Origin of the sequence: Hahella sp. HNIBRBA332 (genome assembly GCF_030719035.1) — a bacterium.
In the GTDB taxonomy this organism is placed as follows: Bacteria; Pseudomonadota; Gammaproteobacteria; order Pseudomonadales; family Oleiphilaceae; genus Hahella.
Map to the genome: position 1 here is coordinate 4,309,296 of NZ_CP132203.1, position 23,604 is coordinate 4,332,899.

Annotated in this window: 24 protein-coding genes; 15 read left to right on the forward strand and 9 right to left on the reverse strand. The window is 54.3% G+C overall.

The features are described 5' to 3' along the window. Window positions 1-147 precede the first annotated feature (147 nt). Entirely contained in the window at window positions 148-1,284 is a 1,137-nt protein-coding gene (locus O5O45_RS18945) for an acyltransferase family protein (RefSeq protein WP_305900919.1), read from the forward strand. Window positions 1,285-1,314: 30 nt separating this feature from the next. Here the strand turns inward: O5O45_RS18945 and O5O45_RS18950 are convergent, their stop codons facing one another. Next, on the reverse strand, window positions 1,315-1,764 hold the full coding sequence (locus O5O45_RS18950) for a Spy/CpxP family protein refolding chaperone (RefSeq protein ID WP_305900920.1): 450 nt from the start codon (window positions 1,762-1,764) through the stop codon (window positions 1,315-1,317). 235 nt (window positions 1,765-1,999) lie between these two features. Here O5O45_RS18950 and O5O45_RS18955 point away from each other — a divergent pair, with 235 nt between their 5' ends. Both O5O45_RS18955 and O5O45_RS18960 read left to right on the forward strand, forming a co-directional pair. Further along, a complete protein-coding gene (locus O5O45_RS18955; protein WP_305900921.1) occupies window positions 2,000-2,680 on the forward strand; it encodes a response regulator transcription factor in 681 nt (226 codons plus the stop codon). Beyond that, a complete protein-coding gene (locus O5O45_RS18960) occupies window positions 2,680-3,984 on the forward strand; it encodes a sensor histidine kinase (protein WP_305900922.1) in 1,305 nt (434 codons plus the stop codon). The genes O5O45_RS18955 and O5O45_RS18960 overlap by 1 nt, the downstream gene beginning before the upstream one ends. Before the next feature lies 1 nt (window position 3,985). Here O5O45_RS18960 and O5O45_RS18965 read toward each other — a convergent pair whose 3' ends face one another. From O5O45_RS18965 to O5O45_RS18985, 5 genes are all read right to left on the reverse strand, one after another. Then, window positions 3,986-4,942 (reverse strand): PA2778 family cysteine peptidase, encoded by a 957-nt coding sequence (locus O5O45_RS18965; RefSeq protein ID WP_305900923.1) that lies wholly within the window; start codon window positions 4,940-4,942, stop codon window positions 3,986-3,988. A gap of 59 nt (window positions 4,943-5,001) precedes the next feature. Next, window positions 5,002-5,412, reverse strand: a complete 411-nt coding sequence (locus O5O45_RS18970) for a PA2779 family protein (RefSeq protein WP_011395367.1) — start codon at window positions 5,410-5,412, stop codon at window positions 5,002-5,004. 225 nt (window positions 5,413-5,637) lie between these two features. Continuing rightward, entirely contained in the window at window positions 5,638-6,147 is a 510-nt protein-coding gene (locus tag O5O45_RS18975; protein ID WP_305900924.1) for an OmpA family protein, read from the reverse strand. Window positions 6,148-6,165: 18 nt separating this feature from the next. After that, complete coding sequence (locus O5O45_RS18980) at window positions 6,166-6,657, reverse strand: BON domain-containing protein (protein ID WP_305900925.1); 492 nt, start codon at window positions 6,655-6,657, stop codon at window positions 6,166-6,168. A 77-nt stretch (window positions 6,658-6,734) separates the two neighbouring features. Continuing rightward, the gene (locus tag O5O45_RS18985; protein WP_305900926.1) at window positions 6,735-7,037 is read right to left on the reverse strand and encodes an EF-hand domain-containing protein; all 303 of its coding nucleotides are present in this window, start codon (window positions 7,035-7,037) and stop codon (window positions 6,735-6,737) included. 330 nt (window positions 7,038-7,367) lie between these two features. On the opposite strand from O5O45_RS18985, the gene O5O45_RS18990 reads away from it, so the two are divergent. From O5O45_RS18990 to O5O45_RS19025, 8 genes are all read left to right on the forward strand, one after another. Further along, window positions 7,368-8,897 (forward strand): sensor histidine kinase, encoded by a 1,530-nt coding sequence (locus tag O5O45_RS18990; protein WP_305900927.1) that lies wholly within the window; start codon window positions 7,368-7,370, stop codon window positions 8,895-8,897. Continuing rightward, window positions 8,894-9,412 (forward strand): hypothetical protein, encoded by a 519-nt coding sequence (locus O5O45_RS18995; RefSeq protein ID WP_305900928.1) that lies wholly within the window; start codon window positions 8,894-8,896, stop codon window positions 9,410-9,412. Before O5O45_RS18990 ends, O5O45_RS18995 begins: the two co-directional genes overlap by 4 nt. Further along, window positions 9,409-10,770 (forward strand): sigma 54-interacting transcriptional regulator, encoded by a 1,362-nt coding sequence (locus O5O45_RS19000; protein WP_305900929.1) that lies wholly within the window; start codon window positions 9,409-9,411, stop codon window positions 10,768-10,770. Before O5O45_RS18995 ends, O5O45_RS19000 begins: the two co-directional genes overlap by 4 nt. A gap of 219 nt (window positions 10,771-10,989) precedes the next feature. After that, window positions 10,990-11,751, forward strand: coding sequence for a methylamine utilization protein (locus tag O5O45_RS19005; RefSeq protein ID WP_305900930.1), 762 nt, complete (start codon window positions 10,990-10,992; stop codon window positions 11,749-11,751). After that, complete coding sequence (locus O5O45_RS19010; protein WP_305900931.1) at window positions 11,744-14,095, forward strand: putative bifunctional diguanylate cyclase/phosphodiesterase; 2,352 nt, start codon at window positions 11,744-11,746, stop codon at window positions 14,093-14,095. The genes O5O45_RS19005 and O5O45_RS19010 overlap by 8 nt, the downstream gene beginning before the upstream one ends. Then, window positions 14,041-14,976: a DUF3034 family protein gene (locus O5O45_RS19015; protein WP_305900932.1), complete on the forward strand. Its 936-nt coding sequence runs from the start codon at window positions 14,041-14,043 to the stop codon at window positions 14,974-14,976. Before O5O45_RS19010 ends, O5O45_RS19015 begins: the two co-directional genes overlap by 55 nt. A gap of 35 nt (window positions 14,977-15,011) precedes the next feature. Beyond that, entirely contained in the window at window positions 15,012-15,482 is a 471-nt protein-coding gene (locus tag O5O45_RS19020) for a group I truncated hemoglobin (protein WP_305900933.1), read from the forward strand. A 76-nt stretch (window positions 15,483-15,558) separates the two neighbouring features. Beyond that, window positions 15,559-16,041, forward strand: a complete 483-nt coding sequence (locus tag O5O45_RS19025) for an FKBP-type peptidyl-prolyl cis-trans isomerase (RefSeq protein ID WP_305900934.1) — start codon at window positions 15,559-15,561, stop codon at window positions 16,039-16,041. Window positions 16,042-16,124: 83 nt separating this feature from the next. Here the strand turns inward: O5O45_RS19025 and O5O45_RS19030 are convergent, their stop codons facing one another. The 3 genes from O5O45_RS19030 to O5O45_RS19040 form a co-directional block, all read right to left on the reverse strand. Then, window positions 16,125-17,078 carry a hypothetical protein gene (locus O5O45_RS19030; protein ID WP_305900935.1) on the reverse strand — a complete coding sequence of 318 codons (954 nt, stop codon included), beginning with the start codon at window positions 17,076-17,078 and terminating at the stop codon, window positions 16,125-16,127. Between the two features lie 99 nt (window positions 17,079-17,177). Next, window positions 17,178-17,519 carry a MaoP family protein gene (locus tag O5O45_RS19035; RefSeq protein WP_305900936.1) on the reverse strand — a complete coding sequence of 114 codons (342 nt, stop codon included), beginning with the start codon at window positions 17,517-17,519 and terminating at the stop codon, window positions 17,178-17,180. Window positions 17,520-17,884: 365 nt separating this feature from the next. Then, the gene (locus tag O5O45_RS19040) at window positions 17,885-18,367 is read right to left on the reverse strand and encodes an SUF system Fe-S cluster assembly regulator (protein WP_305900937.1); all 483 of its coding nucleotides are present in this window, start codon (window positions 18,365-18,367) and stop codon (window positions 17,885-17,887) included. Window positions 18,368-18,665: 298 nt separating this feature from the next. Here O5O45_RS19040 and sufB point away from each other — a divergent pair, with 298 nt between their 5' ends. The 4 genes from sufB to O5O45_RS19060 all read left to right on the forward strand — a co-directional run bounded on the left by sufB (window position 18,666) and on the right by O5O45_RS19060 (window position 23,596). Further along, window positions 18,666-20,114: a Fe-S cluster assembly protein SufB gene (gene sufB, locus O5O45_RS19045; protein WP_305900938.1), complete on the forward strand. Its 1,449-nt coding sequence runs from the start codon at window positions 18,666-18,668 to the stop codon at window positions 20,112-20,114. A 157-nt stretch (window positions 20,115-20,271) separates the two neighbouring features. Beyond that, the gene (sufC, locus tag O5O45_RS19050) at window positions 20,272-21,030 is read left to right on the forward strand and encodes a Fe-S cluster assembly ATPase SufC (protein WP_216738558.1); all 759 of its coding nucleotides are present in this window, start codon (window positions 20,272-20,274) and stop codon (window positions 21,028-21,030) included. Between the two features lie 11 nt (window positions 21,031-21,041). Then, complete coding sequence (gene sufD, locus O5O45_RS19055; protein WP_305900939.1) at window positions 21,042-22,361, forward strand: Fe-S cluster assembly protein SufD; 1,320 nt, start codon at window positions 21,042-21,044, stop codon at window positions 22,359-22,361. After that, entirely contained in the window at window positions 22,358-23,596 is a 1,239-nt protein-coding gene (locus O5O45_RS19060; protein WP_305900940.1) for an aminotransferase class V-fold PLP-dependent enzyme, read from the forward strand. Before sufD ends, O5O45_RS19060 begins: the two co-directional genes overlap by 4 nt. Window positions 23,597-23,604: the final 8 nt, after the last annotated feature.

The following is a 23,604-nucleotide window of genomic DNA, read 5'->3' on the forward strand; positions in this document are numbered from 1 at the left end:
GCTGGCAATCCTATGTAAACGATTGTGTAATCTGTGCAATACCGCAGCCAATCTATACCTGCGGGATATACTGTACTGAAAGCCGAGTCGTTGCAGGTGAATTTATCGGATCGCCCTTTTCTATAAGGGCCTAGACAGGAGACTCACATGAAGTTGGCGGAAGGATCCCGGTTCCAAGCACTGGATGCAATGCGTGGCATAGCAGCGTTAGCTGTGGTGTTCTTTCACCTGTATATAAACCTGTGGCGCGAACTCCACTGGTTGCCCGAACCCATACGCGCGATGCTTAACTATGGCTACCTCGGCGTATCGACATTTTTTGTACTGAGCGGCTTCGTTATCGCTCATACCGTTCGTTGCGAGGAGGCTGATTTCCGTTATATGGGAAAGTTCGCCCTGCGTCGGGCGATTCGCCTTGATCCGCCATATTGGGCTTCCATCGCCATCACAATTATCCTGGCGCTGCTGGTGCAAAGAGTATTTCAGGTGGCGCAGATATACCCGACAGTGGAAAATGTCATCGCCCATATTTTTTACCTGCAATACTTTTTAGGATATCCACCAGTCATATCAGAGGTGTACTGGACACTTTGCATTGAAGTCCAGCTCTACCTCTTCCTCGTTCTGGTGTATGTATTGGCTAATAAGTTAAAGGCATGGCGCAATATCGATATATTGCGATACAGCTTACTGTTTATGTTCGCTGTAGGCGTAATATCCGTTCTACAGACCCATAAAACGTTACCCGGCCTGCTGCAAGGCTTGTTTCTCCCTTACTGGCATTATTTCTTTCTCGGGGTATCGGCTTATTATGCATTAAGCGGTGTCGCCTGGATGAAGTATCTGTTTTTTGCGTTTGTGGGCGTAGAAGTCTTACTCCAAAGCACCGCCAGTGTGAACGGATATGTCGTCGTAGGGCTCGCCAGTGTGGCGCTTATCTACCTATTTGGCCTGGCGGGCTGGCTCGCCACAGGATTGACGCAATGGCCTCTGCAATACTTGGGAAAAATATCCTACAGCCTCTATCTGATACACTCCGATATCGGTTGGAAAGCCGTCTCTTTCGGCAAGCGACTGCTCGAAGACCAAACCATAACGCCACTTTTATCCATGCTTCTGTTTTTGCTTGGATTGATAGTCAGCCTTGTTGCGGCGCAATGTCTTTATTGGATGGTTGAGCGTCCTTCCATTCAGCTGGCGAAAAAGATAAAACGCCTTTCCTCTAAAAACACTTCCCCCAGACATAAGGCCACAGGAAACGTTCCAGAGAAAGGCGTTCATTAACGCACTTGAATGATCAGTCAGGCTATTTACTTACCAGTCCCTTCTCCCATGAAACCCGCGTTTGGCGTGTTTCTCAATAAACGCCACCAACGTGGCTTTCTGTTCTGCAGTCAGGGTGCTGTGCAGTCTGGTGAGAGTAGGCAGTACGCCAGCGACCGCTTCATTCATTTGCTGTTGGTGCGCTTCAAATGCCGTCAGGATTTTTGCTTCATCCAGTTCCTCACTGTTGATCTGCGCGATCAGCAACTCATGGGCGCCTTCCCGTTCTGATTTCATTTTCTGTTTCGCCGCCTGGATCTGCGCAAGCAGTTCATCCAGTATGACCTGTTGATCTGCGTTGAGTTCAAGCTCATCGCTGACCCACTCCTTGGCGTGCTCCCAGCGTTTTTCAGGATCATAGCGACAGGCCATCGCTCCTAAAGACATTGCGGCGATCAATATCCACAACATAGGTTTTCTGACGTACTTACCCATTTTCATAGCGCGTATCCTCGTGATGTTTAACATGATGATCAACGTGCTCAGTGTAGGATGACGCTCGCGGCTATTCTTTTCACCGCCGTATCGGCTTGTTTCACTTTGTAACGACATATCGCCATGATAAAAAAGGATTTTTTCGACAGAGAAACAAATCCTTGAAACTTTGCCGCTACAGCGCCGATTACAGTCGCACTATGATGTCATTCCGATTTCCCTTTTTTCGCCGCGAATACTTATGAAGTTGTTGCTGATTGATGACGATAATGACCTGGCGCGTCTGCTAAACCGCTACTTTCAGCGTTTTGGCTGGGAGCTTCGACATGCTTCCGCGCCGTCAATCGCCTATGCGCAATTAAAGCAAAGCCAGCCCGACGCGATTATTCTGGACGTCATGTTGCCGGAGGAAGATGGGTTTTCCGTGTGCCGCAAGCTTCGCCATGACTACACAACGCCCATCATCATGCTGACGGCCCGGGGCGAAGTGACGGACCGGATCGTTGGCTTGGAGTTAGGCGCCGATGATTATCTGCCGAAGCCGTTTGAACCAAGGGAGCTCGCCGCGCGTATTCAAAGCATTACCCGTCGCCACGTCTCTGCGGAAAAACCCTCGCCTGTAATGCAATTCCGTGATTTGGAGATTAACCCAACGACACAGGAAGCGCTCGTGTCCGGACGCCCGCTTACGCTGACCACGTCCGAGTTCCGCCTGCTGCAGCTATTCGCCTCCGCTCCCGGTAAAGTGTTTTCCCGCGACGAAATCATGAACAGTCTCAAAGGTACGGAAGTGGAGCTGTTCTCCCGCGCAATAGATATTACAGTCAGCCGCCTGCGTCAGAAAATGAAGACGAAAAGTAAAAGGGAGTTCATAAAGACCGTCTGGGGAGCGGGTTACCGATTTGTCGGAGAAGCGCCGTAATGTTCAAGCATAAACAACAACGTCGACACTCTCTGTCGGTCAGGCTGATTTTGATATTTCTGGCCGCCGCCTTTGCAGTTTTAGTGCTCATCGTGGCGGCCTTCCAGAATATTTCGCAGGAACGCGCCCATGTTTTCTGGAAAGATATTTTTTCCGATTACTTTTACTCCCTCAGCAAAGACATCCAACCGCCCTACGACTCGACGTTCATCGCATCTATAGAAAGCCGCACCCATACTCAAGTCAGCGTCCAGAAGACCGCTGGAGGCTGGGTATCCGAAACGCCCCCGTTCGCCAGCGCGACTCTTGAATTTCGCGACGCCGGCGATGGGCGTATCGAATTCACTCATTGGAGACGCTACTTTATCCTGCGCATTCCACGCCCGGACGCCACGATCTATTTCTACGCCAGGCCATTTGAAAGCGAGGACGGCCTGACTTTTACCGGCATCGCCCTGCTGTTGTCGATCTTACTGGTGATCTTTCTCTGCTTTCTGGGCATTAAGCGACTGCTTAAACCCATAGGCTGGCTGAACCAGGCCGCGCAAAAAGTCGCTGGCGGCGACTTCCAGCAACGCATTCCCACCTTGAGGCAGGATGAGCTGGGGCAGTTGAGCGACACCTTCAACACTATGTCCGCGCAGATTGAATCCATGCTTAACGCCAAGCGGCAGTTGCTGCTGGCCATCAGCCATGAGCTCAGATCGCCCCTCACCCGAATGCGCGTTGCTGGCGAAATGATTGATGACGAAGAGCAACGAAATGAATTGGTGCGTGAAATACAGCATATGGACAGACTGATCACTGAGCTACTGGAATGCGAAAGACTGGAAACCGGCCATCGCGCGCTCCAGTTGCACGACGTCGATACCGCCAAACTATTAACCGAGCTGATCGATGAGCGTTTCGCCAGACAGCGCTCCATGATCAGACTGGATTGCTCCGCAAATAGTCAGGCGCACCTGGACCCAGTGCGCTTCAAGCTGCTGACGGCCAACTTGCTAGATAATGCGCTGAAACATGGAGAGGGCAAAGACGTTGTCGCCAGTTGGAGACAGCAGCCGGATTATGGCGAGCTGACGATTGAGGACAAAGGCCAAGGCGTCGAATCGGAGCATTTAGCTGCGCTGACGGACCCCTTCTATCGTGGAGACCGATCTCGCGCGCACACTGGTGGCCTTGGATTGGGGCTCTATCTATGTAAACAGATCGCCAAAGCCCATGGCGGCGAGTTGCGCATCGACAGTGAAAAGGGCAAGGGAACCCGCGTCACAGTGAGGTTCCCGTTGAATAGTACTAGTTAGGTTACAGGCTGGGACACTTAGGAATCACGCAGGAGGCGGCAGGCTTGCGCGCCAGGATATCCGCCACGTCCTGCGACGTGGTGGCGATAGTAACATCGTCAGGGGCCAGCGCACTGGCGCATTTCGCCGCTTCCGTCGCCACATGGCATCCTTGTTGGGCAAGTGCATAGGACAGATTATTCCAGCCTTCCGCCTTCTGCGGTTGCAGCGCCACCAGTTGTCGAAAGGCCGCTTCCGCAACAGCGTAATCTTTGGCGGCATAGGCGAGGTTCCCCAATCCCAGTTGCAAAATAGCGGAGTCCGGCCAACGCTTCACCGCCGCGGCATAGGTCGCACGGGCCTCCTGCGGATGGCCCGTGTTCGCTAGATCCTGCGCCGCCTTGGCGACAGGAAAAGGTTCTCCTGTGGCGGGCAACTCTCCGGGAGGCAAAATGACCCGAGCCCAATAGCCGCCATTTTTCCAGGTGCGCTCAAAGGTGCGCAGCAACAGTGTTTCACGCTCAGTGACGCCAGAACGTAAAATGATTTCCGCGCCGGCGAAGTCATACCCTACCACCACAGCGAAATGCCAAACCGGACTCCAGCTCAACCCCAGATTCTGAAACACCAGGACAGGGTGTCCCGCAGCCACTTCGCGCAGGATGTCTTCTATCTCAGGCTGCAATGGATATGCGAGCCGCCCATAACTGCGGGCGGCGGCGACCATCTCCACCTGGAAACTCCCCTGCCGATCCGGCACATACACCAAACCAACCAGATCGTCGGGAAGAACCGGCCGCTCGGGCGTAGTCAGCACCGTCGCCAATGCCGCCGGGCCACATTGGTATTCAGATTGGGGATAAAAAGGAGTTGCGGTGAGTTCCGCCTGAGGGGGGATATCGCTGGGCGGCTCCGTCATCAGCGCCGCTGACTGCGGCAGGGAACCGCAGCCAGAAAGCGCTGCGGCGATTACCAGCATAATCGCCGCTATATAAGCTTGAACCTGCTTAAACAAAGCTTGGACGACGTTACGTCTGCTTAGCGCTTACCAATAGGTTTGATCACAGGGAAAATGTTGGTTGTACCCAACAGATCCAACACGATCAAAATAACGAAAATTACCAGAATTATGCCTACCGCAGAACTCGCGCCCGCAGGCATTTCATTGATTTGTTTGTTGAACTCCGCGATTTCATCCGCAGTCATGTTCGCCACGCGAGCTTCAACGTCTTCCTGGCTTACGCCCAGGCTCAGCAACACTTCTTTCGCCTCGTCAGAGCCGGTAATACGCATAATCTGCTCGCGATCATAGTTTTGCTGCTCAACCTGAATCTGAGTATCAGTTGAGACCATCGCCGCACGCACCGCAGCACTTTGCAAGCTCAATACGAACATGCTCATGCTCAGCAATACAGCGGTAACTTGCTTAATCAGGCGTTTGGATTTCATAGTCATTCCTCATTTCTTAAGTAAGAGATTCGTTGGAGTTATTACAGCGACATCGCGTCGCGTCGACGAAAGAAACAGAATTCTAAGTGTCGCAACGGAATTGCGAAAGTGCAAACGCCCTGCTGCAACAAATTTATTCACAACAGGGCGCTTACATTGTTTCCGACGTCGGACCTGCGACGTCGGCAACTCAGGTTACGCAATCCATCGCGATCCCAGAGCTGATTAGAGGCTCGCGCCTTGTGGAACGATTTCCACGCGACGATTCATCTGACGACCTTGCTCATCTGAGTTTTCGGCCAGAGGCTGCTCTTCGCCGTGAGGTACGACTACGAAATCAACCTGTCCTGAAACCAGATTGCGCAATGCCTGCACGGTGCTGTTGGCGCGATCGGCGGACAGCTTGCGGTTGTAGTCCGCGGAACCCGTGTCGTCTGCATGGCCGTGCACTTCAACGCGGTTGTAGGCGCCTTCCTGAATATAACTCGCCCACTGTTGCAGATCGCTTTGCTCGCCAGGACCGATTTTGGCGGAGTCAAAAGCAAATTCAATATTGGCGCTTGGCATTGGCGCAGCTTCCACTACAGGCTCAGGAGCCGGTTCAACCACAGGCTCTGGCTGGGCGGGTTCGATAACAACCGGCTCTTCAACCACAGGCTCCGGCTGGCTGGACGCACACGCGGACAGGCCAATCACAGCAGCCGCCAACAAACTGAATTTAGACAGGTTTTTCATGTTTTTTCCTCATTTCTACTATCTAATTGTGGGGCAACCATTCCTTAGGCGGCTCCCTATCTTTGGGCGCCCGGTTAACTTACCAAGCGGTTTCTGTAATTCTCTTTCACTGGTCCCTCTCCTCATCCCGAACTCAGTACGGGACGGCGCCTCCTCATTCCGGCCAGGCTCAAAAGAGGGATCGGCTTCCTGGCGCTCCTCACACGTCAGCAGTTGGTTATCCACGCGGGACACGCCATCAACTGAGAGCGCCACTTGCTCCGCCAATACTTTTTCAATCTCGGTGTCGACATCGCCTTCCAATACAGCTCTGTCGCGAATCACCGTCACCTGGATTGCGAATGAGCGCAATGCCGGGTTCAATAAATAACGGGTTTGAATCACCCCTTCCTTCCACCCTTCCGCGAAGGGGCTGCGTCCGCTGTCATTGGCTCTGGCCGCCATCGCCGAGACGGTCAACACCGCCAAGACGAAGATATGCACCCATTGCGTAACTAATCTCGAACACATATTGCTTCTCCCTTACAGCCAACCCGACGGCCCCTCCCGGACTCGTTAGCGTCTTCAGCTCTTTGGCGTTACTAATGCTATGAACTGATCTCCGGCGTTGCATTACGCTTTACGAACGCCGACTTGTTGTGCGCCGAAGACATAAAGTCCGCATATTCAACTAGGGAGATATCTCCGCTCCGATCCATATCAAACATCTCAAAAGCTTCAATCAGGTCCTGTCGATTCCGCGCCTCAAATCGAGTGATCAAGGCGTCTGCGTCCTTGTCCATCTCCACGAACCCTGGGATGGTGATGTCAAACTGGTTGTCGACCGTCGCCGCCTGCGCTCCGCTAACTACAGCGCACAGCGCCAGAATTAAGGTCAGCAGAGATTTCATGTTGCGGCTCCTCTTAAGGTCATGGGCAAATATCAGCAAAGGATGACTAGCTTGGTTATCGCCAATCCGATTAACAATACAAGAACACTCACAATTTTCGCTCCACAAAAAGATTAAACATTATAAATCAATAGGTTAAAAACATTTTCATTTATTAACGCTTTTTTCTCAGCCCTGTAAACTGTTGCCTAACGGACACAGCCCGGTTTAGGAGAAACCCTATAACACCATATATTTCAATAAGTTAATGCGTTGCATTTTTGCAACTATAGGAATAAAGAAGAAAACTCGGTATGGTTGCGAAAACTTTCCGGATTGCAAAAACGACCAATGGGTTTTCCTTTTTACTCTATCTCTCTTACCCGGCAGTGGGCCCTGGGCATGCTGCTGGCGGTGGCTCCGCTGATCGTGGCGGTTGGCTACGCGATCTGGTCGATGGATAAGCACAACCGTCGCCAGAATGAATTGGTGGAATCCACCGCTGCGATTAACCGGCAAATGTCAGCGTTGCAAGAACTGGTGAAAGAACTGGAGCGCTCTGCGCGCCAGTTTGTTGTCTTGCAGGACGCGCGTTTCGAGAAGATCTACGGAGAGAAGTACGCCAAGCTGCAAGAACAGGCGAGCGCTTTGGAGCGCAACATCGGCTCAGCCAAGATGAGCGACATGGTCAGTCAGTTGCTGCGGGTTACCCACCGGAGCGCGCTGTCCATCACCTCACCGGCTAAACGCGATGCGGCGCCAGAACAATTGACGACGCCCAAAGGGGGTGAAGCGGAAGAAACCCTCAATGAGGTAGTAGGCCCCGAATTTGAAGCCAATAGTCTGGGACGCCTGACGGCTATCTTCAACAGCGCGGCGGAGATTACCTCCAATATCACTGTCCTGGCCAATGACGCCTTGAACGCCTCCCTGGCGGAGCAAAAAGAAGGCTTTCGCACCACCCAGTGGCGGCTGGCGATTCTCGGCTTGCTCGCCCTGCCGGCCTCCTTTGTGATCATGGTGATCTGGTCCTATGTCATTACGCGCCCGCTGAATAATCTCTCACAGACAATACGTCGCATCGGAGAGGGCGAACTGGAGGCCAGCGCCAAAATAGAAGGACCGGAAGAGTTTCAGGTATTGGGCAAGCGACTGGAGTGGCTACGTGAAAACCTGGAGTTGATTGAGCAACAGAAAAGCGCCTTTTTACGCCATGTCACGCACGAACTGAAAACCCCGTTGGCGGCGATTTTCGAAGCCAGCGCACTGTTGACGGAAGAGATTCCCGGGCCTCTGACCGGCGAACAAAGAAAAGTGGTGGAAATCCTGTTCGACAACGCCACCCGCTTGCAGGAAATGATCCAACAGCTGCTGAATTTCAACAGCGTTCGTCTGGCCGCCGGCGGCCCGCGCCAAACGCTGGAACTGCCTGAATTCCTGCATAAGCCGATTGAGCGCTACCGTTCGCTGGCTAACACCAATCAGGTCTACATAGAAATACCCAAAACTTCGATCAAAGTGGAGAGCGACCCGGTTCTATTGGAGATGATCTTTAATAATCTGCTCAGCAACGCCATTCATTTTTCTCCTCCCGGCAGTCGCATCGCCCTGGGATGGGGGAAAGAAGACGCCAATGGCGAACAGCCGGGATGGTGGCTGGAAGTTCGCGATCAGGGACCGGGGATTTCCAAACATGACAAAGAAAAAATATTCACGCCGTTCTTCCAGGGCGACAATAAGCGCCAGGGAGCGACGAAAGGAAGCGGACTCGGGCTGGCGATCGTCGCCGAGTGCCTGCGCCATCTTGGCGGCGACATACAGGTCATGGATGAAGAGCCCAATGGGACCCGCTTTTATATCAGTTTCACGGATTACACATGACAGCATTGAACTCAAGAAAAGTGATTTTTTCCCTTGGCGTCGCCCTGGGCCTGCTGGTCCAGTCAGGGTGTAAAAACCTGGCATTGGTGACGAACGCGGTGGGAGGCGATCCCAACTCGCCGCTGCTGCTTGAGCGGGTTCCCAGCCCTGACCTCGCCGATATCCTTGAGCAACGCGACAAACATTGCCAAAGAAGCAAAGAAGCCCGTTCCCGGCGCTTGGAGCACATGTCGTCAAAACAAAGGGCGGAAGCGTTCGAGACCATTATGATCGCCAGTTGCGAGCCGGATTATTATCCCGGCGTCATGCAAACCGCATTGCAGTCACTACGTAAATATCAGGACTGGAGCTGGGGCGCGCAGAGCTTCATAACGCTCATGCAGGACGTTTCCGACTCTCAGCAACGCATGCTGGCTTACAACCAGAAGCTGAAACTGAAGCTCGAACAAACCATCGAAGCCATAGGCGCCATAGAAGAAGGCATTAACCAACGTACGGAAGAGTCTCCCAAATGAACGATCCTATCGCCAGCAACAACGATATTCTCGTCGTCGATGACGACTCCGGGTTATTGCAACTGATGTCCATGCGTCTGAAAGCGCTGGGATACGCTTCCCGATTAGTGGAAAGCGGCGAGGAAGCATTGCGGGAAATTCGCCGCAAGCAGCCGATTTTGGTGATCTCCGATCTGAAAATGGACGGCATGGACGGCATTCAGCTGCTGGAGCATATTCAACGGGACTGGCCCGGCACCCCTGTAATCATGCTGACCGCCCACGGCTCAATTTCGGAGGCGGTGGTGGCCACCCAAAAAGGCGCCTTCGCTTTTCTCACCAAACCGGTAGACCGGGAAGAGCTGCGCACCACCATTGAAAAAGCCCTGGTTGGCCACTCCGCCAACGAAAGCGCCGCCAATGTATTTCAATCCATCGTCACCCGCAGCGCCAAGCTCTATCAGCTACTGGAGCAAGCGAAAATGGTGGCGCAAAGCGTCGTCAACGTATTGATTCAAGGCGAAAGCGGCACCGGTAAAGAAGTACTGGCGCAAGCGATTCATGACGCCAGCCCGCGCCGGGACAAGCCATTCATACCGATCAACTGTGGCGCCATTCCGGATGAGTTGATGGAATCTGAACTGTTCGGCCATAAAAAAGGTTCTTTCACCGGGGCCGTTCGCGATCATGTGGGACTGTTTGAAACAGCCGACGGCGGCACCGTATTCCTTGATGAGATTGGCGACATGCCCATGCATCTGCAGGTCAAACTGCTGCGGGTGCTGCAGGAGCGCAAAATCAAGCCCATCGGCTCCACGACCTATATCGACGTGGACATTCGCATCGTTTCCGCCACCCACAAAGACCTGCTAAACATGATCGAGGAGCAGACATTCCGCGAGGATCTGTACTACCGGCTTAACGTGGTCAATCTGGTGCTGCCGCCTTTGCGCGAACGCCGTGAGGACATCCCTCTACTGCTGAGCCATTTTCTGGAGCGCGTGGCCCAACGCTACGGTCAAAGCTGCAAGCGCATTGCGCCGGACGCAATGGACGCCCTGATTTCCTATTCCTGGCCAGGCAACATCCGCGAATTGATTAATCTGAGCGAAAAGTGCCATGCCCTCAATGCCGGCGCCGTCATTTCCCGCCAATTGATTGAACAGGCGCTGCCCCGGTTCCAGCGCGAACAAAACCAGGAGGTGACGCTGTCCGAGGCCAAGCGAATCTTTGAGAAAGAGTACGTGGAAAAGCTACTAAGCATGACCAACGGCAACATCCCGGAAGCCGCACGCATGGCGGATCGTAATCGCTCAGACTTCTACAAAATCGTGAAAAAGCACGGTATTGATCCCGAATTGTACAAAGTTGGTCAATAAACCCCGCCGCCAGGAACAGCCGTCCTCTCTTCCGGCGCCAAGGGACGTCCATTGACGTCCCGTCATTCGTAAAACATTGAAACAGTTCGTACCTGCGGACTTCGTCGCCAAAACCCTTTGCTATACTGAAATTCATTAAGAGATTTAGGGTCTGTTGACGTTTCGGCGTCGTCACTGCTGCGCTTGGGAAACCGTCAATCAAGGCGTGAGGAACGAAGTTTGGTAATTCCAAATGAGCGACGTGTAATCAGGGGCCGCATCGACCCAGCCCGAGCCGCCATATCTCCCGGTCGTCCCCGTCGAGCGCTGGCGCTGGCATTTGTCCTGGCGACTCCGACAGTCGCGGCGCAAACGCTTCATTTCCTGGCCTTAAGCGATAATGACGCTCCTGTGGCGGACGCGGTCATCAGCCTGCCAGCAGAGCAAACGCCATCCCCCGCCCCGACTTATGCAGGCTCCCCGGCCATCATGGACCAAGTGAAGAAGCAGTTTCGCCCAAAGATTCTCACCGTAGCGGCGGGCGCTCAAGTTGCGTTTCCCAACAGCGATAACGTGCGCCATCACGTCTATTCATTCTCTCCCGCCAAGGTATTTGAACTGAAGCTCTACAGCGGCCAGCCGGAAGCGCCTTTGCTTTTCCAGCAGCCCGGCGTCGTGGTGCTGGGTTGCAACATCCACGACAGCATGCTGGGCTACATCTACGTCGCGGAGACGCCCTACTTCTCCCTGACCGATGCATCCGGCAAAGCGACGTTGACCTTTCCAGACGCCATACCGGCGCCGAAAGACATTTTGGTCTGGAGCCCAGAGCTTTCCATTGATTCTCAAACCATAGTGCGACTGTCTTTATCTGAACTCCCCACCAGCGCCGCGGGTCGCGACGCTTTCGTTATCCGACTGAACATGCAGGGAAATAGCGTGGAACGCACGCAGGGCAAGTCCGGCTTCGGCGGCAAATTCCGCAAGCAACTGCATGAATAGTCTGCGCAACCAAATACTCCTGCTCTCCGTCAGCTTAGTCTGCGTGGCGTCTCTCACTATCCTGGGCGCTTACTGGATCTCCATTGGTCACTACACCACCGACCGTATCAACCAGGATTTCAGCGGCGCCGCCAAGGTTTTTGGACAACTTCTTGAATCCCGGAAAGTGCAGTTGACCACTACCGCTGAGGTGCTCACGTCGGATTTTGGCTTTAAGCAAGCCGTGGCGACCCGGGACACGCAAACCATCCAAAGCGTGCTCAATAATCACAGCGAACGCATCAGCGCCGACCTGATGCTGCTACTTGATCTGAGCGGAACCTTGCAAGCGTCCACTCAGGATTCGCCATCCCCCATCGCCAAATTCGCTCACCAGGATCTGTTGCAACAAGCCTTGACCCACAGCGGCGCAGCGGCCTTTGTCGCCTATCAGGGCGAGCTGTACCAGATGATCATCCTGCCGGTATACGCGCCGGCGCCGATAGGATTCGCCGCCATCGGCTTCCGCCTGGACAGCGAACTGGCGGAGGAGTTGAGGCAGATCACCAACGTGCATATTTCCTTTGCATGGCGCGATCAAGGCGCCGCCAAAGTGGTGTCCACCCTGCCCCGCAGCCAACTGGATGAAGCACTGCACGCTCCGGAAACCATCCCAGACACATTGCTATCCCTGATCCAGCAAAAGCAAACGTTCAGCAGTAAGCGCCGCCCGCTGTCGGGGATGGGCGACAACGCTATCGAAGCCGTGCTGACCGTTCCCCTGCACAACGCCTTCGCAGAATTCGCCATACTGCGCGACCGCATCCTGCTGATATCCGCGTTGACGTTCCTGCTCTCCATCGCCGGCAGCATGGTGTTGTCCCACAACCTGACCAAGCCGCTTGGCCGCATGGTGAAAATCGCCAGCGACCTGTCTCGCGGCCAATACCGCAGCCTCACCCCCATTTCCATCGCCACCAGCGAAATCAAAACTCTGTTTCAGGCCTTCATCAAGATGGGCTCGGATATTGAAGAGCGGGAATACAAAATTACCTATCAGGCCACCCATGACGGCCTCACCGGCTTATTCAACCGCAATAAAGTGATCGCAGAAGTCGAAGACGCCCTCAGACGGCACAATGCCCCGTTTCTGATTATCAGCCTGAACATCAACGGCTTTAAAAACATCAACGACACCTTTGGCCCCAAAGTCGGCGACGACTGCCTGCGCGCAGTAGGACAAAGACTGGTCGAGTTCATTCCCAAGAACCCTATCTGCGCGCGCCTGGGCGCCGATGAGTTTCTGTGTCTGGTGGATGTCTTCGGCAATGAGAACGCCCGCTCTATCTGCGACAAGTTGCTGACCCATTTATCCCGCCCCTTCAAGGTGGATGACTTACGTCTGACCCTGTCATTCAGCATCGGGGTGGCCCAATACCCCGAGCATGCGGCGGCGGCCGAGGAGCTGCTGCGTCGCGCCAGCATCGCTCTGGACAAAGCCCGCAGCGAGCGTTGCGCCCTGCGCTTTTATGAGTCCGGAGAAGACGAAGCGCACCTGCGCAGACTGCAACTGCTGCAAGATCTGAAGCTCGCCATTGCGGAGGACGACGGCCAGCTTTGCATGTATTACCAGCCCAAGATGCACCTTGCCTCCGGCCGGGTCGACAAATGCGAAGCGTTGATTCGCTGGAGTCACCCCGAGCAAGGCTTTATTCCTCCGGATATCTTTGTGGAACTCGCGGAGCAAGCCGGACTCATCGCGCCACTCACCGACTGGGTGACGCGCACTGTCATCAATCAGGTCGCAGAGTGGCGCGACCAGGGCATCGACTTGCAAGCGGCGATCAACCTGTCAGCTCAGGATCTGGAGCGCGATGAATTACTCGACAACGTACTGAACCAGCTGGAGGCGTTGAAGTTGCCCACTCGCGCCATTTCCTTTGAACTGACCGAAAGAGACATGATGAGCGACGCCGACCACGCCATCGCCCTTATGCAACGTTTCCGTCAACGTGGATTCACCCTGTCCGTAGACGACTATGGCATTGGCTATTCTTCGCTTTCCAAACTGAAGCAAATGCCGGTGTCAGAGATCAAAATTGATAAAAGCTTCGTAATACCACTGGAACAATCCGCCAGTGACAAAATTATTGTCCGCTCCACTATCGAACTGGGACATAGCTTCAATCTCAAGGTCATTGCGGAAGGCGTTGAATCTCAACGCAGCATGGATCTGTTGGCGGAAATGGGGTGCGACTATATTCAAGGTTACTTTCTATCCAAACCCATGCCTGCAAAGGAACTGGCTCCATGGCTACGACAACGCGCGCAGCAACTTCCCTCTCAAGCTTTCGGCAAGGTCTAAGTCGTATTTGTCACCGTTTATTTTTCTCGACTGGCGCACTCATCCGGATCTGCACGTTAATCATCACCGCGGCTGTAACCCTTCCCGACGCCTACGCAGGTGAAGGGAAAATACTGGCGGCGCCGGGCGTGACGCAGATAGAAGGCAGCGCAGGCGGCGGCCTGACGCCCTGGGCGGTGCTGGCGGGCTACGCCTCCCGGGACGACATCGCCGGCAGCGTCTTCAGCTCCCGCGTCGGCGTTGACGACTATCGCCTGGATGTGTGGGGCGGCGCGCTGAACTTCTATGACCGGGTTGAGATCAGCGTCGCGCATCAGAAGTTTGACCTGAAGCAGGCTGGCGCGGAGATTCGCCAGGACATTTATGGCGCCAAAGTGCGCCTTTACGGCGATCTCATATTCAGCGATTGGCCCCAGGTAAGCACAGGCGTTCAATATAAGCGCCTGCAGGACACGGCGATCGCCAAGGCGGTCGGCGCAGCGGATGCGGAACATGGAACGGACGTCTATCTAGCCGCCAGCAAGCTGCATCTTGGCGCTGTCGGCGGATACAACCTGCTGTGGAACCTCAGCGTAAGGGCCACCAAAGCCAATCAACTCGGCCTGCTCGGGTTTGGCGGCGATAAACGCGACCGCTACAGCCCCCAGGTGGAAGCCGCCGTCGCCGTCTTGCTTAACGCCCATCTCGCAGTCGGGGTGGAGTACCGCCAAAAGCCCGACAACCTGGGATTCGCTGAAGAGGAAGACTGGAGAGATGTTTTTATCGCATATTTCCCCAATAAACACCTGAACCTCACTCTGGCCTGGGTGGATTTGGGCGACATCGCCGGCCAGGACAGCCAGCGTGGGGCTTATTTATCCCTGACCGGCTATCTATGGTGAGCCTCCCATTGACTCTCAGCGTGCGGAGAACACAGATGACGCGAACCAACTCTCAAGCAAGTTCATTACTCCGCGTTGCGACGACAACCATCGCCATCGCCCTCACCACTGCGACGTTACACCTGACCGGCTGCGCAAGCGTCAGTCAGGATGCCTCGTTATATCGCGCGCTGGGCGGTGAGCAAGGAATCGCCCGTCTGGTGGACCGATTCATGGAGGAAATCAGCTACTCAGAAGAAATTGCGCCCTTCTTCGTGGATACAGACCCAGACCGCTTCAGAGAAAAGCTGTCTGAGCAACTCTGCAATATCAGCGGAGGTCCCTGCGAATATACCGGCGACAGCATGCGCGACAGCCACGCCGGGATATCGATTTCCGAAGCGGATTTCAACAGGACCGTCGACTTGCTGATCAACGCCATGAACAAGGAAGGCGTGCCCTATCCCACGCAAAACCGGTTGCTCAAGCGCCTCGCGCCAATGAGGAAGGACATTATTTATCTGTGACAGGGACGTCTGCAAAATTGCTGTAACCGGCGCGCAATTGCGCTAAAATCCGGCCAGTTTTTTACGGAGACCGATTATGGCGATTAGCAAAAATAAAGTGGTCCAGTTCCACTACATCCTGAAAGATCAAGAAGGCAAAGAACTGGAAAACACCTATGAAGACGAAGTCATTACCTACCTGCACGGCCATGACAATGTGCTGCAAGGGTTAGAGGAAGCACTGGAGGGCAAAGACGCCGGCGACAAATTCGAAATCACTCTGCCCCCGGAAAAAGCCTTCGGTTTACGCCAGGAAGACAGCATTAAGCGCATTTCCAAAAAGTATCTGAAGCATGCGGGCCGTTTTCAGGTCGGCGACGCTATCCCGGTTAAATCCGAGCAAGGCGTGCAAGTGGTCACGGTCATGAAAATTGGCCACTCCATGGTCGATGTCGACATCAACCACCCTTACGCAGGCCAAACGCTGACTTTCGCTCTGGAAGTCGTCAGTCTGCGTGATGCGGCGAAAGAAGAAATTGATCACGGCCACGTACATGGCCCCGGCGGACATCACCACTAAGCCGCCCGTCACCTGCCAGCGCTCCAGGTTCAACACTCACACGAAAGTCAACCCATGGAGCGCTGGACAGTTTCAACGTCGTTTCAGCCGACGCTAAACGCCATCACCAGCCAAACCACCGCCAGCGGCGCCAGCAACAACAGCGGCAACGCCTTCGACGCATATCGCAACTGCTCATCAAATGACTGACGCACCACCTCGATGATGCCTGGATCCCATAGACGAGCCGGTTTGCCCTTGCTTTGCTCCGGGTGCGCAGTAATTCGCGTTTCGCTCAATACGCCGCTTTCCAGAAAGGCCTTCGACAGATTCATGCCTTTCCCCACGGACGCCGCCACGAGATGATAACGCTGACGCAACCAGTCCACCGGCTCCGACTTGGCGCATACGCCGAGCGTACGCGGCAGATCCATTCCCGCCTGCACGCACAGCCCCAAATTCAGCAGATACTGATACACACTGCGCGCCACCACCAGTGAACGGATTTGCGGCAAGCGTGAAGCCTGATTCCAAAAGCGGGAATCCGGCGCTACCCAGTTACCCAATAGCGTGGGGGCCAAACGTACTCCGACGCCGATGCCAACGACCATCAGCGCCGCGCCTGAGCCAAGAGACATCCACGACGCCTGTGCGCCAAAGCCGAAAAAGTACATCAAGTAAGCCAGGGTGAAACAGGCCAACAACCAGGAACCCGCCACCCAGGCGGATAACTGACGGGATGAGCGCCCAATCAACACATAGTAGTCACAAAGACGGGCGAAGACTTCCGCAATACGCAAGGTAGCAAGACCAAACTGAATAAAACGCACTTCCCAGGGCAGGAACACCCCACTCTCACGGATAAGTTCCAGCAGGGGCTTATCCGCCTTTTTCCTGACGCTCTCCGCCAGTTGGTTCAATTTGGCCGCGTAGCAGCGGGGCGAAATGTCTGCGGCGGAGTCGAACACCCCGGGAAATTTCTCACCGTTCAGCAAAGCCTGTCCCAGGTTTGCAAACAGCACAGCCCGATTGGCGGGTAATAATTCTGAATATGACATTGAATGAGTATAGAAAAGGATTCTGCATGGAAATGCAGTTGAGTATAGAGTCGAGAAAGAAAAAAGGCACTGAAAAGCGCCTTTTTTCAAGAGTGAGCGTCAATCGGTTTCGACGTCGGTAAAGTCGCCGCCCTCTGACATGGCGAACGCCATGCCGGTGGTGTAGGACACGCGTTTGGTGCTGATATGCTTGAGATACTTAATCCACACCTTTTCAAGGTCCGTACCAGGCGCCCTTTCACCTCTCAACACTGTCAGAAGCTGTTCTTCCGCCGGTGTCGCAGGTTTGCGATTGCCGTTTGTGAGCTCTTGCAATGCATACCCGGAACGCTCCAGCATGTCCGCCTCTTTCTTGGAAAAGAAACCTGACCGGCTGAATCCTCTGGGAAAGTGCTTCGTATCGTAAAACACTTTACTGCTTGCAAAATCTTTTTGGTTCATAAATCAACCCCTTCCGCAAGAAGCATAAAACCAAAACCCGGATACTAAGCTAAACCGCTTGTTTCCCGGCGATTACTGTAAGGATAGTCCATATTGTTGGGCGCGATTATCTGCAAACAATGCGCTGAGTACAACCAAAAATTGCTCTTATAGGAAAAAAGTCTTGATTTTTTATTTTCTTTCTGTAATCAGACGCCGAAAAGCGCCTAAATAACTGGGCTGAGAGGAAATTTCGGAGTTGGTTAAAATTCAGAAATAATCAGAAACAAATCATCGTTAGAGCCAAATGCGCTAACTTTGCAACGAATGGATATATGAGCGAATAGAGAGTAAGAATAGATACCGGATAGGTAAGGTGTTCAGCCTTAGGAGGCCAGCTCGCTCAACATAACGAGATCGACGGCGTCGTCGTCCGTACGCACTTTGCTGATGACATCGGCCTTGCTTAGACGGCGGGACATATCCCGCAGCGTGAGCCGCTCAAAAATCTCATTGACTGTCTGATTGATAACCGACCAGTTGCTATGCACTGTACACGCGTGCATGACATCGCAAACGCGCTCTTCAGCACAACAGTCAGTCAGCGCCACGCCGCCTTCCACCGCTCGGAGAATGCGCGCAATACTGATATTATAGGCCGCGTCGGAAAGGCAATAGCCGCCTTTGACGCCGCGCTCGGAGTGAACGACGCCGCCATCCACCAGCAATTTCATGATTTTGCGTACGGTGGGAATGGGCAACTTGGTCTGATCGGCGACCTGCTCCAGTTTGACCAGATCTTTACCTGGCTCATCCAGACAAGAGGCGATCAACAGCCCATAATCGGCAAGTCTAGCTAAGCGCAACATAGTTGAAGTCCTGTATCAGCTTCATAAACGCATGGCTCGGATTCGCCAAACGAACCCGCCGCGTAAGGAATACACGCCTTTTCGATTCTAACTGCATTCCCGATTGATTACCAATTTAGTATTGATTTGAAATGGGCTTTTCAGTACCCTAGCATTCAAGTCAAGAATAAGAAAACTCTGATTTGTCAGCGCTCTTAGCCAAGGTGAAAAGGCTAAAAAAATTCAGGCGCGGACGACTCGGAGCTTTCTTTTATATGCGCGCTGTTAAAATACTCTTTTCGATCATCGAGGCCCTCTCATGAGCACGCCAGAAAACTCAGTTGACCAATACATCAAACGGGAATACCAGGCCGGCTTTATCACCGACATTGAAAGCGACGCCCTGGAGCCGGGATTAAACGAAGACGTTATCCGCTTTATCTCCGCTAAAAAGAACGAACCCGAGTTCATGCTCAACTGGCGTCTCAAGGCCTATCGCGAATGGTTGAATATGGAAGAGCCGCAATGGGCTCACGTGCATTATCCCAAGATCGATTACAACGACATCATCTATTACTCTGCGCCTAAATCACAGAAAGACGGTCCCAAGAGCCTGGATGAAGTCGATCCCGAATTGTTGAAAACCTACGAAAAGCTGGGCATCCCCCTACACGAACGCGCCGCTCTGGCTGGCGTTGCGGTAGATGCGGTGTTCGACAGCGTTTCCGTCGCCACGACGTTCAAAGAAAAGCTGTCTGAAGCCGGCGTCATTTTCTGCTCCATTTCTGAAGCAGTCCGAAATCATCCTGAGTTGGTGGAAAAATATCTTGGTAGCGTCGTACCTACCCGCGACAATTATTTCGCCGCCCTCAACTCCGCGGTCTTCAGTGACGGTTCATTCGTTTACATTCCCAAGGGCGTGCGCTGCCCTATGGAACTGTCCACCTACTTCCGCATTAATGCGGCGAAGACCGGTCAGTTCGAACGTACGCTGATCATCGCCGATGAAGGCAGTTACGTCAGCTACCTGGAAGGCTGCACCGCTCCCATGCGCGATGAAAACCAGTTGCACGCCGCCGTGGTTGAACTGGTGGCGCTGGAAGGCGCGGAAATCAAATACTCGACCGTACAGAACTGGTATCCCGGCGACGAAGAAGGCAAAGGCGGCATCTACAACTTCGTCACCAAACGCGGCCTGTGCGCCGGCGCGCATTCCAAGATTTCCTGGACCCAGGTGGAAACCGGTTCGGCCATCACCTGGAAATACCCCAGCGTCGTGCTGAAAGGCGATCACAGCGTAGGCGAATTCTACTCTGTCGCTCTGACCAACAACCTGCAGCAGGCGGACACCGGCACCAAGATGATTCACATGGGTAAACACACCCGTAGCACCATCATCTCCAAAGGCATTTCCGCCGGCCGCAGCGACAGCAGCTATCGTGGTCTGGTGAGAATCGCTCCCAATGCCGAAAATGCGCGCAATTATACGCAGTGCGACTCTCTGCTGATCGGCAGCAAATGCGGCGCGCACACCTTCCCTTACATCGAAAGTAAGAACAACAGCGCCGTGGTTGAACATGAGGCCACCACCTCCAAGGTGAGCGATGAGCAGTTGTTCCTGTGCCGTCAGCGCGGCATCGACGCGGAACGCGCCGTATCCATGATCGTCAACGGCTTTTGTAAGGAAGTTTTCAAAGAGCTGCCCATGGAATTTGCGGTGGAAGCGGGCAAGTTGCTGGAAGTCAGTTTGGAAGGCTCCGTCGGCTAATAAGCAGCGGAAGCATAAACGCCTGCGGCGGGCTGCGATGCGCAATCAGGCAACCGCAAGAGCAGGCAGCGAATATTTGATGAGTTAAATTCCGCGACCCAATAGACCAATTAAAGTAGCGGTCGCAGAGTTGTCTTTCTGATACATGGGATCAAACATGCTAAGTATTAAAGACCTTTACGCTCGGGTAGAAGAAAAAGAGATTCTGAAAGGACTGACGCTGGACGTAAAGCCCGGCGAAGTCCACGCCATCATGGGCCCCAACGGCTCTGGCAAAAGCACCTTGACCCACGTATTGTCCGGGCGCGAAGGTTATGACGTCACTTCCGGCGAAATCAATTATTTCGGCCAGAATCTGCTGGACATGGAGCCGGAAGAACGCGCCCGCGAAGGCATATTCCTGGCGTTCCAGTATCCAGTGGAAATCCCTGGCGTCAGCAATATCCAATTCCTGCGCACAGCGATGAACAGCATCCGCAAGCATCGCGGCGAAGAAGAACTGGACGCGGCGACCTTCCTGAAGCTGGCCCGTCAGAAGATCGGCATGGTCAACCTGGACCCCGACTTCCTCAAGCGCGGCGTCAACGAAGGTTTTTCCGGCGGCGAGAAAAAGCGTAACGAAATTCTGCAAATGCTGATGCTGGAGCCCAAGCTGGCGCTGCTGGATGAAACCGATTCCGGCCTCGACATCGACGCCCTGCAAGTGGTGGCCAACGGCGTCAATGCGCTGCGCAGCCCTGATCGCGCCGTAGTTCTGGTGACCCACTATCAGCGTCTGCTGAACTACATCGTACCGGATTACGTACATGTTCTGGCCAATGGCCGCATCGTCAAATCCGGCGGTCGTGAACTGGCTCTGGAACTGGAAGAGAAAGGGTACGGCTGGTTGAATCTGGACGACGACAAAGTAGCGTAGGCGAGGTATTCATGGCGACCCAAAGCAACCCCTACGCAGACTTTCACCGCCAATGCGTGGAAGCCTCGCAATCCTGGAGCGAACAACTGGGCGACAGCCTGCGCTGGCTTGACGACGCCCGCAGTGAAGGCCGCAGCCTATTCGCCGGCCTGGAGCTTCCCACTCGCAAAACAGAAGCCTGGCGCTACACACCTATCGCCCCCATCGTTCAGGGCGATATCCTGCGTTTGCGGACATCGGATTCTGATGACGCCCCGCAAGGCATTACTGGCGACTTCTATACTCTGACATTCCACAATGGTCAGCTGGCCGCATCCAACATCGACGACTCCGCACTGGAAGTGATCCCCTTCTCGTCAGCGGACACAGCCGGTCAGACGCTGATCAAAGAATACCTGGGCAAGACGTTCGACGCCGTCAAGCATCCTTTTGCCGCGCTGAATGCAGGCACCCTTCAGGATGGCGCGCTTATCCGTGTCAAGAAAGACAGCAAAGCCCTCAAGCCGGTGCAGATCGTCCATACTGCAGACGTTTCCGGCGATGCGGCGTCCAGCTATAACCGCGTGATCGTGGTGGTGGAGTCCGGCGCCAAACTGGAACTGCTGGAAACTTACGTCGACACCCATGAGCGCAAAGTTTTCCAAAATACTGTGACGGAAGTGTTTCTCGCCGCCAACAGTACGATGACGCACTACGCGCTGAATTGCGAAGGCGCCAGTCAGATTCATACCGGTTGCGTGTTCGTCGAGCAGCAAGGCGGCAGCCACTACGAGCAGCATGCTTTCGCCACCGGCGGCGCACTGAAACGTCGCGATATCAATGTAAAATTGCTGGGCCAACTGGCGTCCTGCAAGCTGAATGGCGTTTATCTGGCGGGCGGGCGTGAGCATGTGGATTTCCACACCACGATTGAGCACGTGGCGCCGCACTGCGTCAGCGAAGAAACCTACAAAGGCATCATCAACGGTAAAGGCAAGGCGGTATTCAACGGCCGCGTGCATATCCATCGCGACGCCCAGCAGTCTTCGGCGGCGATGAACAACAATAATCTGTTGTTGACCAATACTGCGGAAGTGAACACCAAGCCCGAATTGGAGATCTACGCCGACGACGTCAAATGTGCGCACGGCGCCACCGTGGGCCAGTTGGACGACATGGCGCTGTTCTACTTCCAGTCCCGCGGCATCCCCCGCACCGAAGCGCACCGCATGCTGAGCCGCGCTTTCGTGGAGTCCGTCATGGCGGAAATGGAGATCGAAACGGCTCACGCCTATGTGCTTGAACTGGCTGAGCGTTTCTATAATGAAGGAACGCAGGAGACAACAGCATGACCCAGGCGATTAAACGTCCCTTTGATGTTCTATCCGTCCGCGAGGACTTCCCTATCCTGCAACAGCAGGTGAACGGCAAACCTCTGGTATACATGGATAACGCAGCCACGGCGCAAAAGCCGCTGGCGGTTATCGAGGCGATGAACACGTATTACCGGGAGTTTAACGCCAACGTGCATCGCGGCGCCCACAGCCTGAGTGACCGCGCAACCGGCGAATTCGAAGCCGCTCGCGATAAAGTGCGCGCCTTCGTCAACGCGCCGTCTCGTGAAGATATCATTTGGGTTCGCGGCGTCACCGAGGCCATCAATCTGGTGGCGCAATCTTACGCCCGCAGCACCCTGCAGCCCGGCGACGAAATTATCGTCAGCCAGCTTGAACATCACGCCAATATCGTGCCCTGGCAGATCGTGGCGCAGCAGACCGGCGCGCAGATCAGAGTCATCCCAATTACGCCTGACGCCGAGCTGGACATGGCCGCCTATCAGGCCCTGTTGAACGAAAAGACTCGCATCGTCGCGGTGAACCATGCATCCAACGCGATGGGCACCGTGAATCCCGTTAAAGAAATGATTCGCTTGGCGAAGGCGGTCGGCGCGGTGACACTGATAGACGGCGCACAAGGCGCGCCGCACCTGGAAATCGACGTACAGGACTTGGACTGCGATTTCTATGCGATTTCCGCCCATAAGGCGTTTGGCCCTACCGGCATCGGCGCGTTATACGGCCGCAAAGCGTTGCTGGAAGCCATGCCGCCTTATCAAAGCGGTGGCGAAATGATTGAGCGCGTGTCCTTCTCCGGCACCACGTTCAACGTGCCTCCGTTTAAGTTTGAGGCCGGTACGCCAGCCATTGCTGAAGCCATCGGTTTCGCAGCGGCGCTGGACTATCTGAGTCAATTCGACAAAGCGCAACTGAAAGCCCATGAAGACAGCCTGCTGCAACTTGCGGCGGAGCTGGCGCCGACTGTTCCCGGCTTACGCCCGGTGGGTACGGCGAAAGACAAAGTTTCCGTTTTTTCCTTTTTGGTGGACGGCCTGCATCCCAGCGACCTGGGCACACTGCTGGATCAGCAAGGCATCGCCGTACGCACCGGACACCATTGCGCGCAGCCATTAATGGACTGCCTGGGCGTTCCTGGCACCACCCGCGCCTCTTTTGCGTTCTATAACACCCGTGAAGAGGTTGAAAAACTGTTCGCCGCCCTACAGAAGATAACCAGACTGTTTATTTAGGAGATAGA